Source organism: Starkeya sp. ORNL1 (genome assembly GCF_012971745.1).
GTDB lineage: Bacteria > Pseudomonadota > Alphaproteobacteria > Rhizobiales > Xanthobacteraceae > Ancylobacter.
The window spans coordinates 5,631,951-5,647,787 of sequence record NZ_CP048834.1 but is presented as its reverse complement, the minus strand read 5'-3'; the positions used below and the strand labels follow the sequence as shown (position 1 = coordinate 5,647,787).

Genomic DNA, 15,837 nt, shown 5'->3' with positions numbered 1-15,837 from the left:
GCGTTCTTCTTGGTGAGCGATCAGTCGTTCCCGCCCAGCCGGTCGAGCGGACAGGTCTTGCACAGCGGCAGCGCGGCGATCCGATAGCGCAGGCAGCAGATGCGCCGGCGCCGTGCCGGGGTACGATCGGGGAAATGGCGGATCGGCTCGAACAGCGGGTTTCGGCGGCCATCGGCGAGGCTCTTCGCCGCGAACAGCGCGCGGGCGTGAACCACCCCAGGGCGGTCGGCACCGAGCCGCGCCACGCATTCGCCGACGATGCTCTCGGCGATGTTGCCGGCATTGCTCCACAACACCTTGGCGGGCAGACCGCTGGCGCGCGCCAGCGCCGCGATCAGTGGCGCCAGATGCCCGTCGATGAGCATCGCGAACCGCTCATGGGCGTCAGTGACCTCGCGCCGTTCGCCTGCACCGGGGAGTCGCACCGCCGCGGTCCGATGATCCGGCGACAGCACGATACCGGCCTGCGCCAGGTCGGTCGGCAAATGCCAGTCCGCCACGATGCTGGCGATCAGCACCGGCGGCACCAGCACCGAGAAATGCCATTTCGACCATTGCGTCACCACCGCCTGTATTTCGACGCCGGCAAATTCCGCGACGCCGAGGCGGGCGGCGTAGCTGCGGCCGAAGGCGGCGAGCAACTCCCGCAAGCGCGCGTCATCGAGCAAGGCGGCGCCGGGCAGAACAGGGCGCGGATCGTCGTCCAGCACCAGATTGGCGCCGATGTCCTCCAGTGGACCGCGGAAGATCGGGGCGAGCGCCGGGATCATCGGCGAACCGGCAGTGCCAGATAGAAGGCGCCACCGATCACGGTCGCCACCAGCCCGGCGGGGACCTGCCACGGAAACACGACGGTGCGGCCGATCCAGTCCGCGGCGATCATGATGCTCGCCCCGGCGATCGCCGCCGCATAGGCGTGCGCGAGCGGGGTGCGGATGCCGGCGAGGCGCGCGAGCGACGGCGCCATCAGCCCGACGAAGCTCAACGGGCCGGCGATCAGCGTCGCCGCGCCGGTCAGCAGGGCGGCGGCGAGTATCATGACGAGGCGGCTGCCGGCCTCGGCGACACCGAGCTCCCGCCCGATGCCCGGGCCGAGCGGCAATATGGCGAGCCAGCGCGCCAGCAGCGGCAGCAGCGCCAGCGCGGCGGCGGCGAAGCCCGCGACGATGACGCTCTCGGCCGGCGTCACGGCATATGTGGAGCCGGACAGCCAGCCTATGACCCGCAGGATGCGCGGATCACCCAGCGCGGCGAGATAGCTCACCAGCGCCCCGATCACCGCGCCGAGGGCGACGCCGGAGAGCACGAGGTGGTCGGCGGCGTAGTTTGAGCGTCGGCTAACCCGCAGCACCGCCATCAAAGCGAGGAACGCGCCGGCGGCGGCAATGCCCATGGTCGAGACGCGGTCGAGCGGCGGCAGCAGGAAGCTCATGACGATGAGCAGCAGCGCCGCGCCGGAGGAGACGCCGATCAGCTCCGGGCTTGCAATGGCATTGCCCGTCAGGCGCTGCAGCAGGCAACCGGCGAGCGCCAGCATCAGACCGGCCGAGCCCGCGGCCGCGGCACGGGGCAGCCGCCAGGGCAGCAGTGCCCGGAACTCCTCGCCCCATGACAGATGCCATCCCTCCGGCACGCGACCGAGCACCAAAGCGAGGGCCAGCACCGCGGCACAGACAGCGAGCGCGAGCAGCAGACGCCGGCGGATGGCGGCGGCGCTCAGGAGACGGCCACCGAGCGGGCCGGCATCGCCGGCCGTGCCCTTCGCATCAAAGCTGGGCCGTACCCGGCGCACCAGCCAGATCAGCAAGGGCGCACCCAACAGCGCACAGACCGCGCCGGCCGGAATCTCGACCCCGCCGGAGACGCGGATCAACGCCTGGTCGGTCACGGCGAGAAGCGCGGCCCCAAGCAGGGGAGCGGCGAGGAGCCGGTCGCGAAAGCGACGGGCGCCGGCGAGACGCGCGATCGCCGGGCCGGCGAGGCCGATGAAGCTGATGAGCCCGACCAGGCCGGCGACGGTCGCGCTCAGCGCCACGGCGAGCAGGAGACCGCAGAGCCGCGTCGTCGCCAAGGGCAGGCCGAGGCTGCGGGCACCATCCTCTTCGAGATCGAGCAGTGCGAGGCGCCGCCACAGCAGGGCGCAGATCCCGCCGGCGAGGGCGAGCCGCAGCAGCAGGGCCGAGGCGACGCTCCAGCCATTCTGCACCAGCGATCCCGCCTCCCAGGTGTAGAGGTCGTTCACCGCGTCGAAGTGGGTCGCCATCAGCATCGAGGCGAGCGAGCCGAGGCTGAGCGACAGGATGAGGCCGGAGAGGATCACCTGCAGCGGCGCGAAACCCTGCCGCGCGGCGAGCAGCAGCACGATCGCGGTCGCCGCGCCGCCGCCGATGAGGGCGATGACGTCCCAGCCGAGCACCAGCGCTCCGGGCAGCCACAGCGTAGCCGCGACCAGCGCGCATTTGGCCCCGGCGAACACCCCGAGCGTGCCGGGCTCGGCGAGCGGATTGCGCAGCACCTGCTGGAACAGCACGCCGGCGAGGCCCAGCGCGGCGCCGGTGAGCAGGCTCACAGTGAAGCGCGGCAGCAGCGCGTCCCGCAGCATCAGGCTCGGCAGGTCGACCGCAGCGCTGAACGTGAGGATGGCCGGCCAGCGTGCCGGCGGCAGCAATGCTTGGGCATTGGCACCGAGCAGGCAGACCGCGAGGCCGAGCAGTGCCGCCGCCAGCAGCGTGGCGCGATCCGGCAGCGGCGCGTTGCGGACCAGCGCCATTTCAGCCATGCGGCGCCTCCGCGGCCAGCGCCTCGGCGAGCTGCGCAGCGAAACGGATCGCGGTGAACACGCCGCCGCTCGGATAGACTACCGGCATCCGTGTCACCCGTCCGGCCCGCACCGCCGGCAGCGCCCGCCACAGTGCGCTGCGCGACAGGGTCTCCATGGCCCTCAGGGTCTCGGCGCCACGATCGAAATGCACGATCCGCGCTTCGGGATCGGCGGCGAGCTGTTCGATGCCGACCGAGACCACGCCCGAAGCGTTGACCCGGCCTTTCCACGCATTGCTCAGCCCCAGCTGGCGCACGACGTCGCCGACCAGCCCATTGCCGCCGAACACCGCGACATTGCGGCCATTGGCGGCGAAGCGGCACACATAGAGCGGACCGATCGGCCGGCCGGCGAGCTTCTCGCGGGCCTGCGCGAGCCCCTGCTCGAGCCGGGCGATGCAGAGCTCGGCCTCGCTGCTGCGCGCCGTCAGCGCACCTACCTGCCGCAGCAGCGCGGCGGCGTGCGCGCTCGCCGGCACAGTGCCGGCGATGGTCTGCAGCGGCACCAGCGGGGCGATCTGCGCGAGCCGCTCGAGGGCGCCCGATTGCCAGGCCGCGAGCAGGATGGCGTCGGGCCGCAGCACTTGCAGGTACTCGACATTCGGCTCCATCAGCGGCCCGAGATCGGGGACGGCATCCGGCAGTTCCGGCGTGGCGACAAGGCGCCGATAGAGCGGGGCATTGGCGATGGCGAGCGGCGTGATGCCGAGCGTGAGCAGCAGCTCGGTCGGCAGCAGATCGAGCGTCACCACCCGCGCCACTGGCGCGGCGATCGCGCGCGCGCCACCAAAGGCATAGGGAGCGGCGCAGGCCGCCCCCAGAAAATGACGCCGGCTAAGGATTTGTCCCGGCACGGTCGCTACCATTTATAGGTGAGCGTCGCCGTGACCGTCGCCGGCTCGCCATAGCGGCAGCCGGTGGAGCCGGCGCAGGTGAAATACTGCTTGTCGAACAGGTTGCGCGCATTGACCGTCAGCGTCGTGCCGTCAAGCCTGCGGTCGAGTGCGCCAAGGTCGTAGCGCAGCATCGCATCGACCAGCGTGTAGCCCGGCACATCGGGCTCGACGTCGAGCATGTTGGTCTCGCCGATGTAGCGGACGCCGGCGCCCACCGTCAGTCCGCGCAGGCCAAGCGAGAGCTTGTAGTCCGCCCACAGCGCGAAGGTGTTGCGGGGAACCAGTTCCACCTGCTGGCCGATCTGGGATTCAACGGCACTGTCGAGGATCTCGGCGTCCGTGTAGGCATAGGCACCGATGAGGCCGAAATCCTCGAACTGCGCCCGGGCTTCGAGCTCGATGCCGCGCGAGCGCACCTCGCCCACCTGATAGGACAGGCCGGTGGCGGTATAGCTTACGACATTGGTCTGGGTGAGTTGATAGACCGCGGCGCTGAGCAGCAGGATGCTGCCGTCAGGCTGGTAGCGCACGCCGGCTTCATATTGCAGGCCCTTATTGGGCTTCAGCGGGTCGAGGTTCGGCGTCAGATAGTTGACGCCCGGCTGGGCGGAGAAGGACGTGCTCACGCTGACATAGGGCGCAAGTCCATTGTCGAAGAGATAGAGCAGCCCGGCCTGGCCGGTGGGAGCATCGTCCTTCTGCTCCGTCACGGCACCGGTCTGGTAGGCCGTCGTCGTGCTTTCGGTCCAGTCGTAGCGGCCGCCCAGCAGCAGCACCCAGCGATCCCATTTGACCTGGTCCTGGAGATAAATGCCGTATTGATCGCCCACCGCATCGGAGCCTCGATCGGTCGGGTCGATCGGCCCGGGGCCGGCATAGATGGGATCATCGATGTCGAGCGGCACGAAGGTCGTGCCGCGGTAGCGGTGGCTGTCATAGCCACGCCGGTAATAGTCGAACCCGGCCAGTACGTTGTGCTCCACCGCGCCGACCGCGAAGGTCTTTTCAAGCGAGTTGTCGGCAGTGACGCCGTAGGACACCTCGTCACGCACGCTTGCCCGGCGATAGAGCTGCCCATCTGTGACGGGCAGGAAATTGGCCTGCATGTAGTCCCACTGCACATCGGCCTGGTAGTAACGCGCCTTGCTGCGCAGCTTCAGGCCGTTGTCGAACTCGTGCTCGAACAGATAGCCGAGCGTGTACATGTCGCTCTCATAGCGATCGAAGTCCGGCACGCCGAGGAACAGGTTGCGCGGGATGGTTCCGCTGACGACGTCCTCATAGAGCAACGGCGTGGAGAACCGCGTATTCACGTGCTGGTAGCTGGCGAGCACGGTGAGGCTGGTGCTGTCATTGGGCGCCCAGGTGATGGCGGGCGCGATATAGACCTTGTCGTCGGGCGTATCATCGACCCAGTTCCCGGCGTCGCGATACAGGCCGGTGAGGCGATAGAGCAGCGTGCCGTCCTGCGTCAGCGGCCCGCCGAAATCGGCGGAGATCTGCTTGCGGTCATAGCTGCCATATTCGAGGTTCACTTCGTGCAGCGGCTGCTCGGTCGGCCGCTTCGAGATGGCGTTGATGATGCCGCCCGGCGCCAGCTGGCCATAGAGCATAGAGGAGGCACCGCGCAGCACTTCCAGCCGCTCCAGCCCATAGGGCTCCTGCCCGCCGTCATAGACGTTGGACTGCAGCTTCATGCCGTCCCGGAGAAAGCTGCCATAGGCGGCCGCAGCGTTGAAGCCGCGGATCATGACGTCGTCGACCATGCGGCTGAAGGATTGCGACTGCGAGACGACGCCGGGCGTATAGACCAGCGCGTCGGATACCGAGACCGCCTTCTGGTCGGTGATCTGGTCCGCGGTCACCACCGAGACGGATCGCGGCGTCTCGATCAAGGGCGTGTCGGTCCGGGTAGCGGTCGCGCTGCGTGTCGCCACATAGCCGTCCACCGGCCCCCAGGCGTTCTCGCCCTCGACGCTGATGGTGTCGAGCGCGATGGTGCCCGGCTCGGCACCGCCATCGCCCGCGCTCGCCGCAGTGGCTTCCACCAGCGCCGCGCTCCGCGGGCCGGTATAGCGGACACTGATGCCGGTTCCGGCGAGCATCGCCTGCAGCGCCTCGCGCGGCGCCATCGCCCCGGACACCGGACGGGTCCGGGTCTGCGCGATCTGCGAGGAATAGCCGACCTGCCACCCGCTGGCGCGGCTGAAGACATCGACAGCGCCGGCGAGCGGTTGGGCCGGGATCGAGAAGCGGATCGTCGGCGCAGCCGGTTCGGCCTGCTGGGCAAGCGCCACAGGCGTGCCCGCAGCAACGGCTCCGCCCAGTATGGTCGAGCCGAGCAGGAGCGATGCGAAACACCGCCGAACTCCTGCTGCCCCGCGAGCAGCCGCAACCTCGTGACCGACCCTGTCCGTCCGCCTCGCCATCAGAACCCACCCTCACTTATTGCGCCGAGGGCCGCATTCCGCATGGCACGGCAACCGGGGCCCTCGTCGATCTGACGCGCGAGGGGACAGGGCGTCACAAAATTAGATCGGGCTCAGCGAATGATCAGCACGCCGCCCGGCAGCCGCGTGGTCGATGCGCCCGCGGAAGCCGCGAGGGTGCGGATCGCGGCCTCGGGATCGGCAATGCGGAAGCTGCCATTGACCGGCGTGGCCGCGGCCTGGCTGTTGGCGATGAAGATCACGCCGTCAAAATATCGGCGCAGCTCATTGAGCGCTTCGCCGAGTGGCTGGTCGCTGATGACGATGCGGCCGTCGAGCCAGGCCAGCCGGCGGCTCGGGTCGACGGCGACGGCATCGGAGAGCTTCGAAGCGGTGGCCTCGACCATCTGTCCCGGCGCCAGCAGCCGGCTGTCGCGCGGATCGGCGAGCCGGCTCACCTCTACCGCGCCGCGCGTCAGCAGCACCCGATCCTCATCGTCGTCGGTGCGCACCGCGAACGCGGTGCCCTTGACTTCGGCCGCGCTGAATTGCGCCGTCACCCGGAACGGGTGGTCGGGGTCCTTGCGGACGTCGAAGAACGCCTCACCCTGCAGCAGCGTCACCCGCCGGCGTCCGTCGGCGAAGTCGAGCGCCGCTGCAGAGGCAGTGTTGAGCGTCATGGACGAGCCGTCGGGCAGCGCGATCGTCCGGATGTCGCCGGTTGCCGTCGCATAATCGGCCTGCCATCGGATCGCCAGCAGGGGATATTGGTGGAGGCCCACAGCGAGCAGGATGATGGCCGCGGCCGCCATCGCCGCCATGGTCCAGCGCCGCGGCCGCGAGCGCCGCGGCATCGCGACCACGCCGCCCGGCGCAGCGCCGAGGCGCAATGCATCCTGAAGGGTCGCTTCGCGAAGCGCGGGAAGCGCGCGCATCCGCTCCAGCCGCGCAATCGCCTCTCCCCTGGCGGGGTCGCCGGCCAGCCATTGCTCGAAGCCACGCCGCATCGCGGCGTCGCCGGGCGCATCCTGCAACTGCATAAGCCAATCCAGCGCCTCGTCGGTCGCCGGGTCGCGATGGCTGTAGCGATCCGGCCGTGCGCTGTCGTCGTGTCCGTGTCCCACTCAGGCTATCCGTTGTTCGACAGTCCGGATGCTCTCATGGAGAAGACGTCTCACGAGCCTGCCTTTCACAAAGATTCCGGCGATGCGCATTGGTGCCTGAAGCACGCCTCCCCGGAAAGGCCGAAGCGGCGCAGGCGGCGGGATTGTGAGGGAGATTACCGGTCCATGCGCGCGAGGGCGTCATGGCAATGGCCCATGACCAGCTTTACGTCGTTGTAGACGGTGTTGCGCGAGACGCCGAGGTGCTCGGCAATGCTGGCGTACGACCAGCCTTCGAGGAACGACAGCGCCCAGGCACGCCGGGCACGCTCCGGCAAAGCCTGCATGACCTCCTCGAACAGGCGCACGCGCTCGCGCTCGATCAGCTTGGTCTCGATCGAAGGGCAGTCGGCGGCAATGTTCTCGACGTCCTGCGCGTCGGCACTCGCGTCTTCGTAGCGCTCGCGCGTGCGCCGGCGGCGGACATGGTCGAGCGCGAGGTTGCGGGCTGTCTGGTGCAGGAACGGCTCGACATTCTCGATCGGCCCTTTCTCCGCGGCCTTGCGGGCGCGCAGATAGGCCTCCTGCGCAAGGTCCTCCGCGGTCTCGCGGTCACGGACAATGCGCAGGACGGTGCCCAGCAGGGAACGGCGCTGGCTTATGAAGGCGGTGTTCAGGAGGAGCGACATGCCATGGCGAGCGGTGAAAAATTTCGCGCACAATGGAGAATGAGAAATTCACGTTCAATATTAATGATTTAGAATGGGTCTAGGGAGTTCTCCGTGCCTCGTGCGGCGTTTTCCGGTCGGCACGCCGGCATCGCGTCGCCTGTTGATTTCGCGTGCTTTTTTGTTCCGGTTCATCGTGTGATGCGGGAGGCGACTGTGCAGCGGGGATGAGTATTTCCGTCGCGATGTTGCCGGGCGGCCACGAAGCATGGTGCCCCGGGCAACCGGCGGCGGTTCAGGCCGCACCTAGCAACGAACAAGGCAAGCCGGTATTCGTGCCAAGCCGGTATTTGAGGGAAGCATGATTATTGACGCGCACACCCATGTCTGGTCCGGCGATGTTCGGGAATACCCCTGGCAGCCTATCCTCGCGCATGTGCCGCCGCCGACAATCGCCGCCCCGGTCGAGATGCTGCTGGCGGATATGGATAGCGCGGGCGTCGATCGCGTCGTGCTGGTGCAGCCGAGCGTGTATGGCTGGGACAATCGCTATCTGATGGCCTGCCTCGCCGCCTGGCCGCAGCGCTTCGTCGGCATTTGCCTGATAGACCCACGCTCGACCCGCCCCTATGACGATCTCGCCCGATGGTGCGGCCCCGGCGGGTGCAAAGGGCTGCGCTTCAATCTCATCCGCCAGGGCGATGCCTCGTGGCTGGCAGCCGACGAGCGCCGGCCGCTGTTCGAAGCCGTCGCCGCCCACAGGCTCTCGCTGTCCTTCCACATGGATATCGATCAGGCTCCGGTCATCGCCGCGCTCGCGGCGCGCTATCCGTCCACGCCCTTCATCGTCGACTATCTCGGCGCCGGCATTCATGGCCGAACCGACGCCGTGTCCTATCTCGATTTGCTTGCCGCACGGGAGAACGTCTGTTTCAAGCTGCTGTGCGTGGCGGAAGATGCGCGAACCCCCTACCCGTTCGCCGACATCATCCCCTTCTACAGCGCCGTGCTGGAGCGCTTCGGCGCCGCGCGCACCATGTTCGGCTCGGATTATCCCGGCGTCGGCACGGTTTGCTCGTATGCGGATGCCATTGCGTGGGGCGCGAATTTCCCGGGCCTCACCGGCCGCGAGCGCGACCTGGTGATGGGTGGCACCGCGGCACGCATCCTCGGGATTTCGCCTCCCGAGATGTAAGACAAGTTTACGCCTTGCCTTGACAGCCCGGGGCGCCACCCTAGAATGCGACACACGATCCGGTCGTGCCGAGGTGGCGCCTGCCGGGAGGGTGGCACACCGGCCTTCATCGCCGGCCATGAAAGAGCGACCATGCACGGCGATCTGACGAAATCGGTCGTAGCGGTACCTCCGCTCGCCCGGAACACCGATCTCACGCTCAATCGCGCGGCGAATGCGGCGCTGATCCGGCATATGGAGCAGGGCGGCGTCTCGACGCTGATGTATGGCGGCAACGCCAATTTCTACAATATCCCGGCCGGCGAATATGCCGCCACGCTCGACATGCTGCTGGAACTGGCCTCCCCCGGAAGCTGGATCATTCCCTCGGTCGGGCCGGATTTCGGCAAGATGATGGATCAGGTCGAGGCGCTGCGCGCGCGGCCGTTTCCGACCGCCATGGTGCTTCCCGCGTCGGTCGCCTCGACGGTCGCCGGCGCGGAGAACGGCATTGCCCGCTTCGCCGAGCGCCTCGGCAAGCCGGTCATCGCCTATGTCCGCGCGGAGAACTACCTGTCGCCGGCGGCGATCGCCCGCCTCGTCGACAAGGGCCTGGTCACCGCGGTCAAATACGCCATCGTGCGCGACGATCCGAGCGAGGACAGCTTCCTCGCCGAGCTCATCGAGCGGATGGACAAGTCCCGTATCATCAGCGGCATAGGCGAGCGCCCGGCCATCATCCACTGGCGCGAATTCGGCCTTCACGCCTTCACCTCGGGCTCGGTTTCGATTGCACCGCGCGCCTCCACCGCCGTGCTCGAAGCGTTGAAGGCCGGGGACTATGAGACAGCGGAACGGCTGCGCGCGGCCTTCCTGCCGTTCGAAACCCTGCGCGACACCATCAACCCGATCCGGGTGCTGCATGACGGCGTGAGCCTCGCCGGCATCGCCGACATGGGCCCCATATTGCCGCTGCTGTCGAACCTGGAGCCGGAGGCGCGCGAGCGCGTGGCGCCCGTGGCGCGTGCGCTGAACACGTTCAGCGGCACACTGGGCCAGATCGCCGCGTAGAGATTACGGCTCGGTGCTGTCGGTCAGCACGCGGATGCGGGCATTGTCGATATGGGTGCGCATCGCCTCGCGCGCCTCTTCCGCCTCTTCGGCCTCGATCGCCTTCATGATGCGCAGATGCTCCATCTGCACCGTCTGCAGCCGTCGCGCACTGCGGCGGAGCGACAGCTTGCGGGCAAGCTCGATGCCGCGCAGCGTGTGCTCGCCGAACACGTCCATGGCGTGCACGAACAGGCGGTTCTGCGTGGCGGCGGCGATGGCGATATGGAACGCCTGGTCGGCCTCGCTGCCGATCTCCTCATTGGCGATCACCCGCTCCAGGTCGTCATAGGCGCGCTTGATTCGATCAAGATCCGCTGGGGTTCGGCGCAGCGCCGCGAGGAAGGCGGACTCGCCCTCCAGCGCGACGCGGAACTCCATGCAGCGCATCAGGTCGGCGACATCGCCGATCGGCGCCAGCTGAGACAGCGCCTGGTTGGGCCGGCGCTGGACGAACGAGCCGGAGCCGTGGCGCGAGACCACAACGCCGTCGGCCTGCAGGCGGGAGAGCGCCTCGCGCACCACGGGACGGGAAACGCCATAGATTTCAGAGAGCTGGCTCTCGGACGGCAGCTTGTCGCCTTCCACCATCGAACCGGTGACGATGCGGTCGAGTATCTGCTCATAGAGCTGGTCGCCGAGGCGGGAGGGCCGCTGCGGCGCCTGCGAGGGCCATTCCATCCTGTGCCGCAGCTTGAGTTCGGCGGGTTTCCGGGCCAAGCCTCTACCTCCTGTTTCTGCTTCCGGCTACCACTGGACCGCGCGCTCGAGGCGACTTGAAACCAGTTTGGCGATTCCCTGGTATTTTGTAAAATCGTCCGACAAGTAAAGCTCTATATTATCCCTTGAATAACGGTTCCATGACTCCGGTGACGCCGGCATGCACCGCGAACAGGCTGCCGGCCTGCGGCTGGCCCTCCACCGCGGCCGGCCGGATCGAGGTGACATAGATGGTGTCGAGGCGCGGGCCGCCGAACGCCAGCATGCTCGGCTTGGCGACCGGCAGCGCGATGCGGCGATCGACCTCACCCTTCGGCGTGAAGCGGACGATCTCCCAGCCATCATTGGCCGCCGTCCAGTAGCAGCCGTCGGCATCGACCGCGCCGCCGTCCGGGCGGCCGGGCATGCCGTGGGTGTCGACGAAGACGCGGCGGTTGGTGATGGCGCCGTCGTCGGCGTCAAGGTCCCATGCCCAGATGGTGCGCACCGGCGCATAGGAATCCGAGTGATAGAGCGTGCGCCCGTCCGGGCTGAAGGCGAGGCCGTTGGCGACGAACAGCCCGTCGCAGGCCGGCACGCAGCGATGGTCGGCACCGAAGCGGTAGAGCGATCCCATGGCGCGCGACGGCTGCACCGGGTCCGCCATGCTGCCGACCCAGAAGCGGCCCTGGAAATCGCAGCGCCCGTCATTCAACCGGTTGCCCGGCAGATCGGGCTCCGGGCTTGCCAGCAGGTTGAGCGCGCCGCTCGCCAGATCGTAGCGGGCGAGGCCCGATTTCAGCGCCAGCAGCACGCCGCCATCCTCGCACAGTGCGAACGAGCCGATCGGCTCGGGCAGCGTCCACACCCGGTTGGCGCCGCTCGACGGGTCGAAGCGGTTCAGCCGGCCAGCATATATGTCGATCCAGTAGAGCGCATTCTCGCGCGGCGACCAGACCGGGCATTCGCCAAGCTCGGCCCTTATATCGAGCACGCAGTCGACGTCAGGCTGGCTCATCGGCGGGTTCCTCGCGGCACGAAGGCACGCCCGGACTCAGGGCGCGGTTTCCAGCTCATAGCGGATGCGGGTGGTCCTGCCGCGCTGGCGCGGATCAGGCTTGGGGATGGCAGAGATCAGCGAGCGCGTATAGGCGTGCTGCGGGTCGTCGCACACCGACTGCGTCTCGCCGAGCTCGACGATGCGGCCGCGATGCATCACCGCCACGCGGTCGCACATGTAGCGGATCACCCCGATGTCGTGGCTGATGAACACGTAGCTCATGTCCAGCTCCTGGCCGATGTCGAGCAGCAGGTCGAGCACCTGCGCGCGCAGCGACACGTCGAGCGCCGAGGTCGCCTCGTCGGCGACGATGAGCTGCGGCTTCAGCGCGATGGCCCGGGCGATGCCGATGCGCTGGCGCTGGCCGCCGCTGAAGGCGTGCGGATAGCGGCGCATCGCCTCGCGCGGCAGGCCGACGCGCTGGAGCAGTTCGGCCACGCGCTCCTCCAGCTCCGGGCCGTGCACGATGCCGTGGTTGCGCAGCGGTTCGGCGACGATCTGCAGCACCGTCATGCGCGGATTGAGCGAGGAGAACGGATCCTGGAAGATCATCCGCATGTCGCGCCAGTACGGCTTGACCGCGGAGCGCGGCAGCGGGGCGAGATCGACGCCGGCGCTGTCCCGGCCCTTGAAGACGATCTGGCCGGAGGTCGGGTCGAGGATGCGCATGATGCAGCGCCCGAGCGTGGTCTTGCCGGACCCGCTCTCGCCGACGATGCCGAGCGTCTCGCCGCGCTTGAGCGAGAAGCTGACATTGTCGAGCGCCTTCACCGGCCCCTCCTGCTTGCGGCCGAAGAAGGGCTGCCGGCCGCCGAACGACATCGACAGGTTCGACACGTCGAGGATGGCGTCGTCGCGGTTCGACTTCGCCGTCTTGCCGGCAAGGTGCGAGCGCTGCTCCAGCGCCAGCACCGAATTCAGCAATTGCTTGGTGTAGGCGTGCCGGGGCGCGAAGAAGATGTCGTCGACCGGGCCGTGCTCCACCACCTTGCCGCGGTACATCACCGCCACGTCGTCGGCGATCTCGGCGACCACGCCCATGTCGTGGGTGATGAACATCAGCGCCATGCCGTGGAGCTTCTGCAGCCCCTTCATCAGATCGAGGATTTCGGCCTGCGTGGTCACGTCCAGCGCGGTGGTCGGCTCGTCGGCGATCAGCAGCTTGGGCTCGCACACCAGCGCCATCGCGGTCATGGCGCGCTGGCGCATGCCGCCGCTGAACTCGAACGGATAGCTGTCGAAGCTCTGCTCCGGACGCGGGATCTTCACCTGCGCCAGCATCTCGATCGCCCGCTCGCGGGCCTGCGCCCGGCTCATCGGGCGGTGCAGGCGGATGGCCTCGGTGATCTGGTGGCCGATGGTGTGGACCGGGCTCAGGCTCGACATCGGTTCCTGGAAGATCATGCCGATGTCGCGGCCGCGGATCGCGCGGATCTGCCGGCCCTTGGGGTCGAGCGCGGCAAGGTTCAGCGCGGTGCCGTCCGGGCCGGCGCCGTGCAGCAATATCTCGCCGCCCATGATGCGGCCGGGCTTCGGCACGATGTTGAGGATCGAGCGCGCGGTGATGCTCTTGCCCGAGCCGCTCTCGCCCACCACGCACAGCGTGCGCCCACGCCTGAGCGTGAGGTCGATGCCGTCGACCGCCTTCAGCACGTCGCGGCCGGTGTCGAACCAGGTCGACAGGTTCTTCACCTCCAGCACGATGTCGTCGGGCCCGCTGGTCATGCGCTCTGCCATGCTATTGCCGGTAGGGGTCGGCGGCGTCGCGCAGGCCGTCGCCGACGAAATTCAGGGAAAGCACCGCGATCACCACCGCAATGCCGGGGAAGAACAGCCAGGGCGCGGTGGTGATGGAGCGGATATTCTGCGCCTCCTGCAGCAGCACCCCCCAGCTCACGATCGGCGGCTGCAGCCCGAGGCCGAGGAAGCTCAGGGCGGTCTCGGCGAGGATCATGGCCGGGATGGCGAGGCTCACCTCGGCAATGATGTGGCTGACGAAGGACGGCGCCATCTGGCGGAAGATGATGCGCGGCTCGCTCGCCCCGTCCAGCCGCGCGGCGGTGACGAAATCCTCGGTGCGCAGCGACAGGAAGCGCCCGCGTATCACCCGCGCCAGGTTGGTCCAGCCGATCAGCGAGAGGATGATGGTGATGGCGAGATAGATGCGCAGCGGCGGCCAGTTGGTCGGCATGGCGGCGGCAAGGCCAAGCCAGAGCGGGGTGGTCGGCAGCGACAGGATGAACTCGATGACGCGCTGGATGATGTTGTCGACCCAGCCGCCATAATAGCCCGATATGCCGCCGAGGATGATGCCGAGCACCAGGCTCAGCGCCACGCCGATGAGGCCGATCGACATGGAAATGCGGGTGCCGTAGATGATCCGGCTCAGCATGTCGCGGCCGAGGCGGTCGGCGCCGAGCAGATACATCGGGTCGCCTTTCTTCAGCGGCCCGAACAGCTTGGTCTCCAGCGTGAAGATCCCCCACATGTCGTAGGGATCCGACTTCACGAAGAAGCCGACCGGATATTTCTGGCTCTCGTCGACCACGAAGATGCGGCGCAGCGCGGTCGGCTCGATGGTCACCTTGTAGCCATTGACGTGGGGGCGCCATACCAGGCTGCCCTCGGCATCGCGGTCGAAGAAATGCAGCGCCTGCGGCGGCGCAAAGGTGTAGCGCGGGGTGAAGGCGTTCGGCGAGAACGGTGCCAGGAACTCGCAGAACACCGCCACCAGCAGGATGAAGGCCAGCACGACGGTGCTCACCATGGCCAGCCGGTGGCGGCGGAACTGCCACCACATGAGCTGCCACTGCGAGGCGGAGCCCTTGTGTGCCAGTGCCGGGACGTTTGGCGGCAGGTCCGGCAGCAGCGCGGTTGGCGGGGACGCGTCAGTTGTCATAGCGGATCCGCGGGTCGAACCACACGAGCAGGATGTCCGACAGCAGCGTGCCGATCAGCACCAGGATGCACTGGAACATGATGAGGGCGCCGCCGAGATACATGTCCTGCGTCTTCAGCGCCTGGATCAGGATCGGCCCGGCGGTGGGCAGGCTCAGCACGCTGGAGACGATCACGTCGCCCGACACCAGCACCGGCAGGATCCAGCCGACCGTCGAGATGAAGGGATTGAGCGCCACCCGCGTCGGATAGCGCAGGATCAGCTTCAGCTCCGGCAGGCCCTTGGCGCGGCCGGTCTCGACATAGGGCTTGCCGAGCTCGTCGAGCAGGTTGGCGCGCATGATGCGCACCAGCGAAGCGATGCCGGCGACGCCGAGCACCACCACCGGGATCCACAGATGGGTGAGCAGGTCCCCCACCCGGCCGAGATCCCACGGCGCGTTCACATAATCCGGCGAGAACAGCCCGCCGACCGAATAGCCGAGGAACTCGACCGACAGGTACATGACGAACAGGGCGAGCAGGAAGTTCGGCGTCGCCATGCCGAGGAAGCAGAGGAAGGTGATGATGTAGTCGCCGATGCTGTATTGCCGGACGGCGGAATAGACCCCGATCGGAAACGCGACGATCCACACGAACAGCAAGGTGCAGAAGGCGACCAGCGCCGTCATGCCCAGCCGGTTCCAGATGATGTCGGCGACCGGGGTGCGATACTCGAACGACATGCCGAGATCGCCGTGGAGCGCATTGCCGACCCAGCGGAAATACTGGACCACCATCGGCTGGTCGAGGCCGTAGCGCAGCCGCATGGCGTCGAGCGTCGCGGGGTCCGCGGGCGAGCCGGACGTGGCGAGGTCGGCGGCGTAGCTCGTGACGAAATCGCCCGGCGGCAACTGGATGATGGTGAAGGCGACGACCGACACCGCGAAGAAGGACGGGATCATCCAAAGCAGGCGGCGAAGGATGAAGCTGAACACGGT

13 protein-coding genes are annotated in these 15,837 nt (G+C 67.9%); 2 read left to right on the top strand and 11 right to left on the bottom strand.

Features of this window, described 5'->3' with window-relative positions; all coding sequences use genetic code 11:
• Nucleotides 1–20: 20 nt before the first annotated feature.
• From fhuF to G3545_RS26465, 6 genes are all read right to left on the bottom strand, one after another.
• The gene (gene fhuF / locus G3545_RS26490; protein ID WP_170017287.1) at nt 21–770 is read right to left on the bottom strand and encodes a siderophore-iron reductase FhuF; all 750 of its coding nucleotides are present in this window, start codon (nt 768–770) and stop codon (nt 21–23) included.
• Nucleotides 767–2,779 (bottom strand): Fe(3+)-hydroxamate ABC transporter permease FhuB, encoded by a 2,013-nt coding sequence (gene fhuB / locus G3545_RS26485; RefSeq protein ID WP_246702575.1) that lies wholly within the window; start codon nt 2,777–2,779, stop codon nt 767–769. The genes fhuF and fhuB overlap by 4 nt, the downstream gene beginning before the upstream one ends.
• Nucleotides 2,772–3,674 (bottom strand): ABC transporter substrate-binding protein, encoded by a 903-nt coding sequence (locus tag G3545_RS26480; protein WP_170017285.1) that lies wholly within the window; start codon nt 3,672–3,674, stop codon nt 2,772–2,774. The genes fhuB and G3545_RS26480 overlap by 8 nt, the downstream gene beginning before the upstream one ends.
• A gap of 5 nt (nt 3,675–3,679) precedes the next feature.
• Entirely contained in the window at nt 3,680–6,013 is a 2,334-nt protein-coding gene (locus G3545_RS26475; RefSeq protein WP_170017283.1) for a TonB-dependent siderophore receptor, read from the bottom strand.
• Nucleotides 6,014–6,258: 245 nt separating this feature from the next.
• The gene (locus G3545_RS26470) at nt 6,259–7,269 is read right to left on the bottom strand and encodes a FecR domain-containing protein (protein ID WP_246702574.1); all 1,011 of its coding nucleotides are present in this window, start codon (nt 7,267–7,269) and stop codon (nt 6,259–6,261) included.
• Between the two features lie 155 nt (nt 7,270–7,424).
• Nucleotides 7,425–7,937, bottom strand: a complete 513-nt coding sequence (locus tag G3545_RS26465) for a sigma-70 family RNA polymerase sigma factor (RefSeq protein WP_170017281.1) — start codon at nt 7,935–7,937, stop codon at nt 7,425–7,427.
• Between the two features lie 340 nt (nt 7,938–8,277).
• Here G3545_RS26465 and G3545_RS26460 point away from each other — a divergent pair, with 340 nt between their 5' ends.
• Together G3545_RS26460 and G3545_RS26455 are read left to right on the top strand one after the other, a co-directional pair.
• Nucleotides 8,278–9,111 (top strand): amidohydrolase family protein, encoded by an 834-nt coding sequence (locus tag G3545_RS26460; protein WP_170017279.1) that lies wholly within the window; start codon nt 8,278–8,280, stop codon nt 9,109–9,111.
• A gap of 132 nt (nt 9,112–9,243) precedes the next feature.
• Nucleotides 9,244–10,161 carry a dihydrodipicolinate synthase family protein gene (locus G3545_RS26455; RefSeq protein WP_170017277.1) on the top strand — a complete coding sequence of 306 codons (918 nt, stop codon included), beginning with the start codon at nt 9,244–9,246 and terminating at the stop codon, nt 10,159–10,161.
• A gap of 3 nt (nt 10,162–10,164) precedes the next feature.
• Here G3545_RS26455 and G3545_RS26450 read toward each other — a convergent pair whose 3' ends face one another.
• The 5 genes from G3545_RS26450 to G3545_RS26430 all read right to left on the bottom strand — a co-directional run bounded on the left by G3545_RS26450 (nt 10,165) and on the right by G3545_RS26430 (nt 15,834).
• Entirely contained in the window at nt 10,165–10,920 is a 756-nt protein-coding gene (locus G3545_RS26450; protein ID WP_206151340.1) for a FadR/GntR family transcriptional regulator, read from the bottom strand.
• A 118-nt stretch (nt 10,921–11,038) separates the two neighbouring features.
• The gene (locus G3545_RS26445; RefSeq protein WP_170017275.1) at nt 11,039–11,917 is read right to left on the bottom strand and encodes an SMP-30/gluconolactonase/LRE family protein; all 879 of its coding nucleotides are present in this window, start codon (nt 11,915–11,917) and stop codon (nt 11,039–11,041) included.
• 36 nt (nt 11,918–11,953) lie between these two features.
• The gene (locus tag G3545_RS26440) at nt 11,954–13,696 is read right to left on the bottom strand and encodes an ABC transporter ATP-binding protein (protein ID WP_170017273.1); all 1,743 of its coding nucleotides are present in this window, start codon (nt 13,694–13,696) and stop codon (nt 11,954–11,956) included.
• 1 nt (nt 13,697) lies between these two features.
• Nucleotides 13,698–14,858 carry an ABC transporter permease gene (locus tag G3545_RS26435; RefSeq protein WP_170017271.1) on the bottom strand — a complete coding sequence of 387 codons (1,161 nt, stop codon included), beginning with the start codon at nt 14,856–14,858 and terminating at the stop codon, nt 13,698–13,700.
• Nucleotides 14,848–15,834 (bottom strand): ABC transporter permease, encoded by a 987-nt coding sequence (locus tag G3545_RS26430; RefSeq protein ID WP_170017269.1) that lies wholly within the window; start codon nt 15,832–15,834, stop codon nt 14,848–14,850. Before G3545_RS26430 ends, G3545_RS26435 begins: the two co-directional genes overlap by 11 nt.
• Nucleotides 15,835–15,837: the final 3 nt, after the last annotated feature.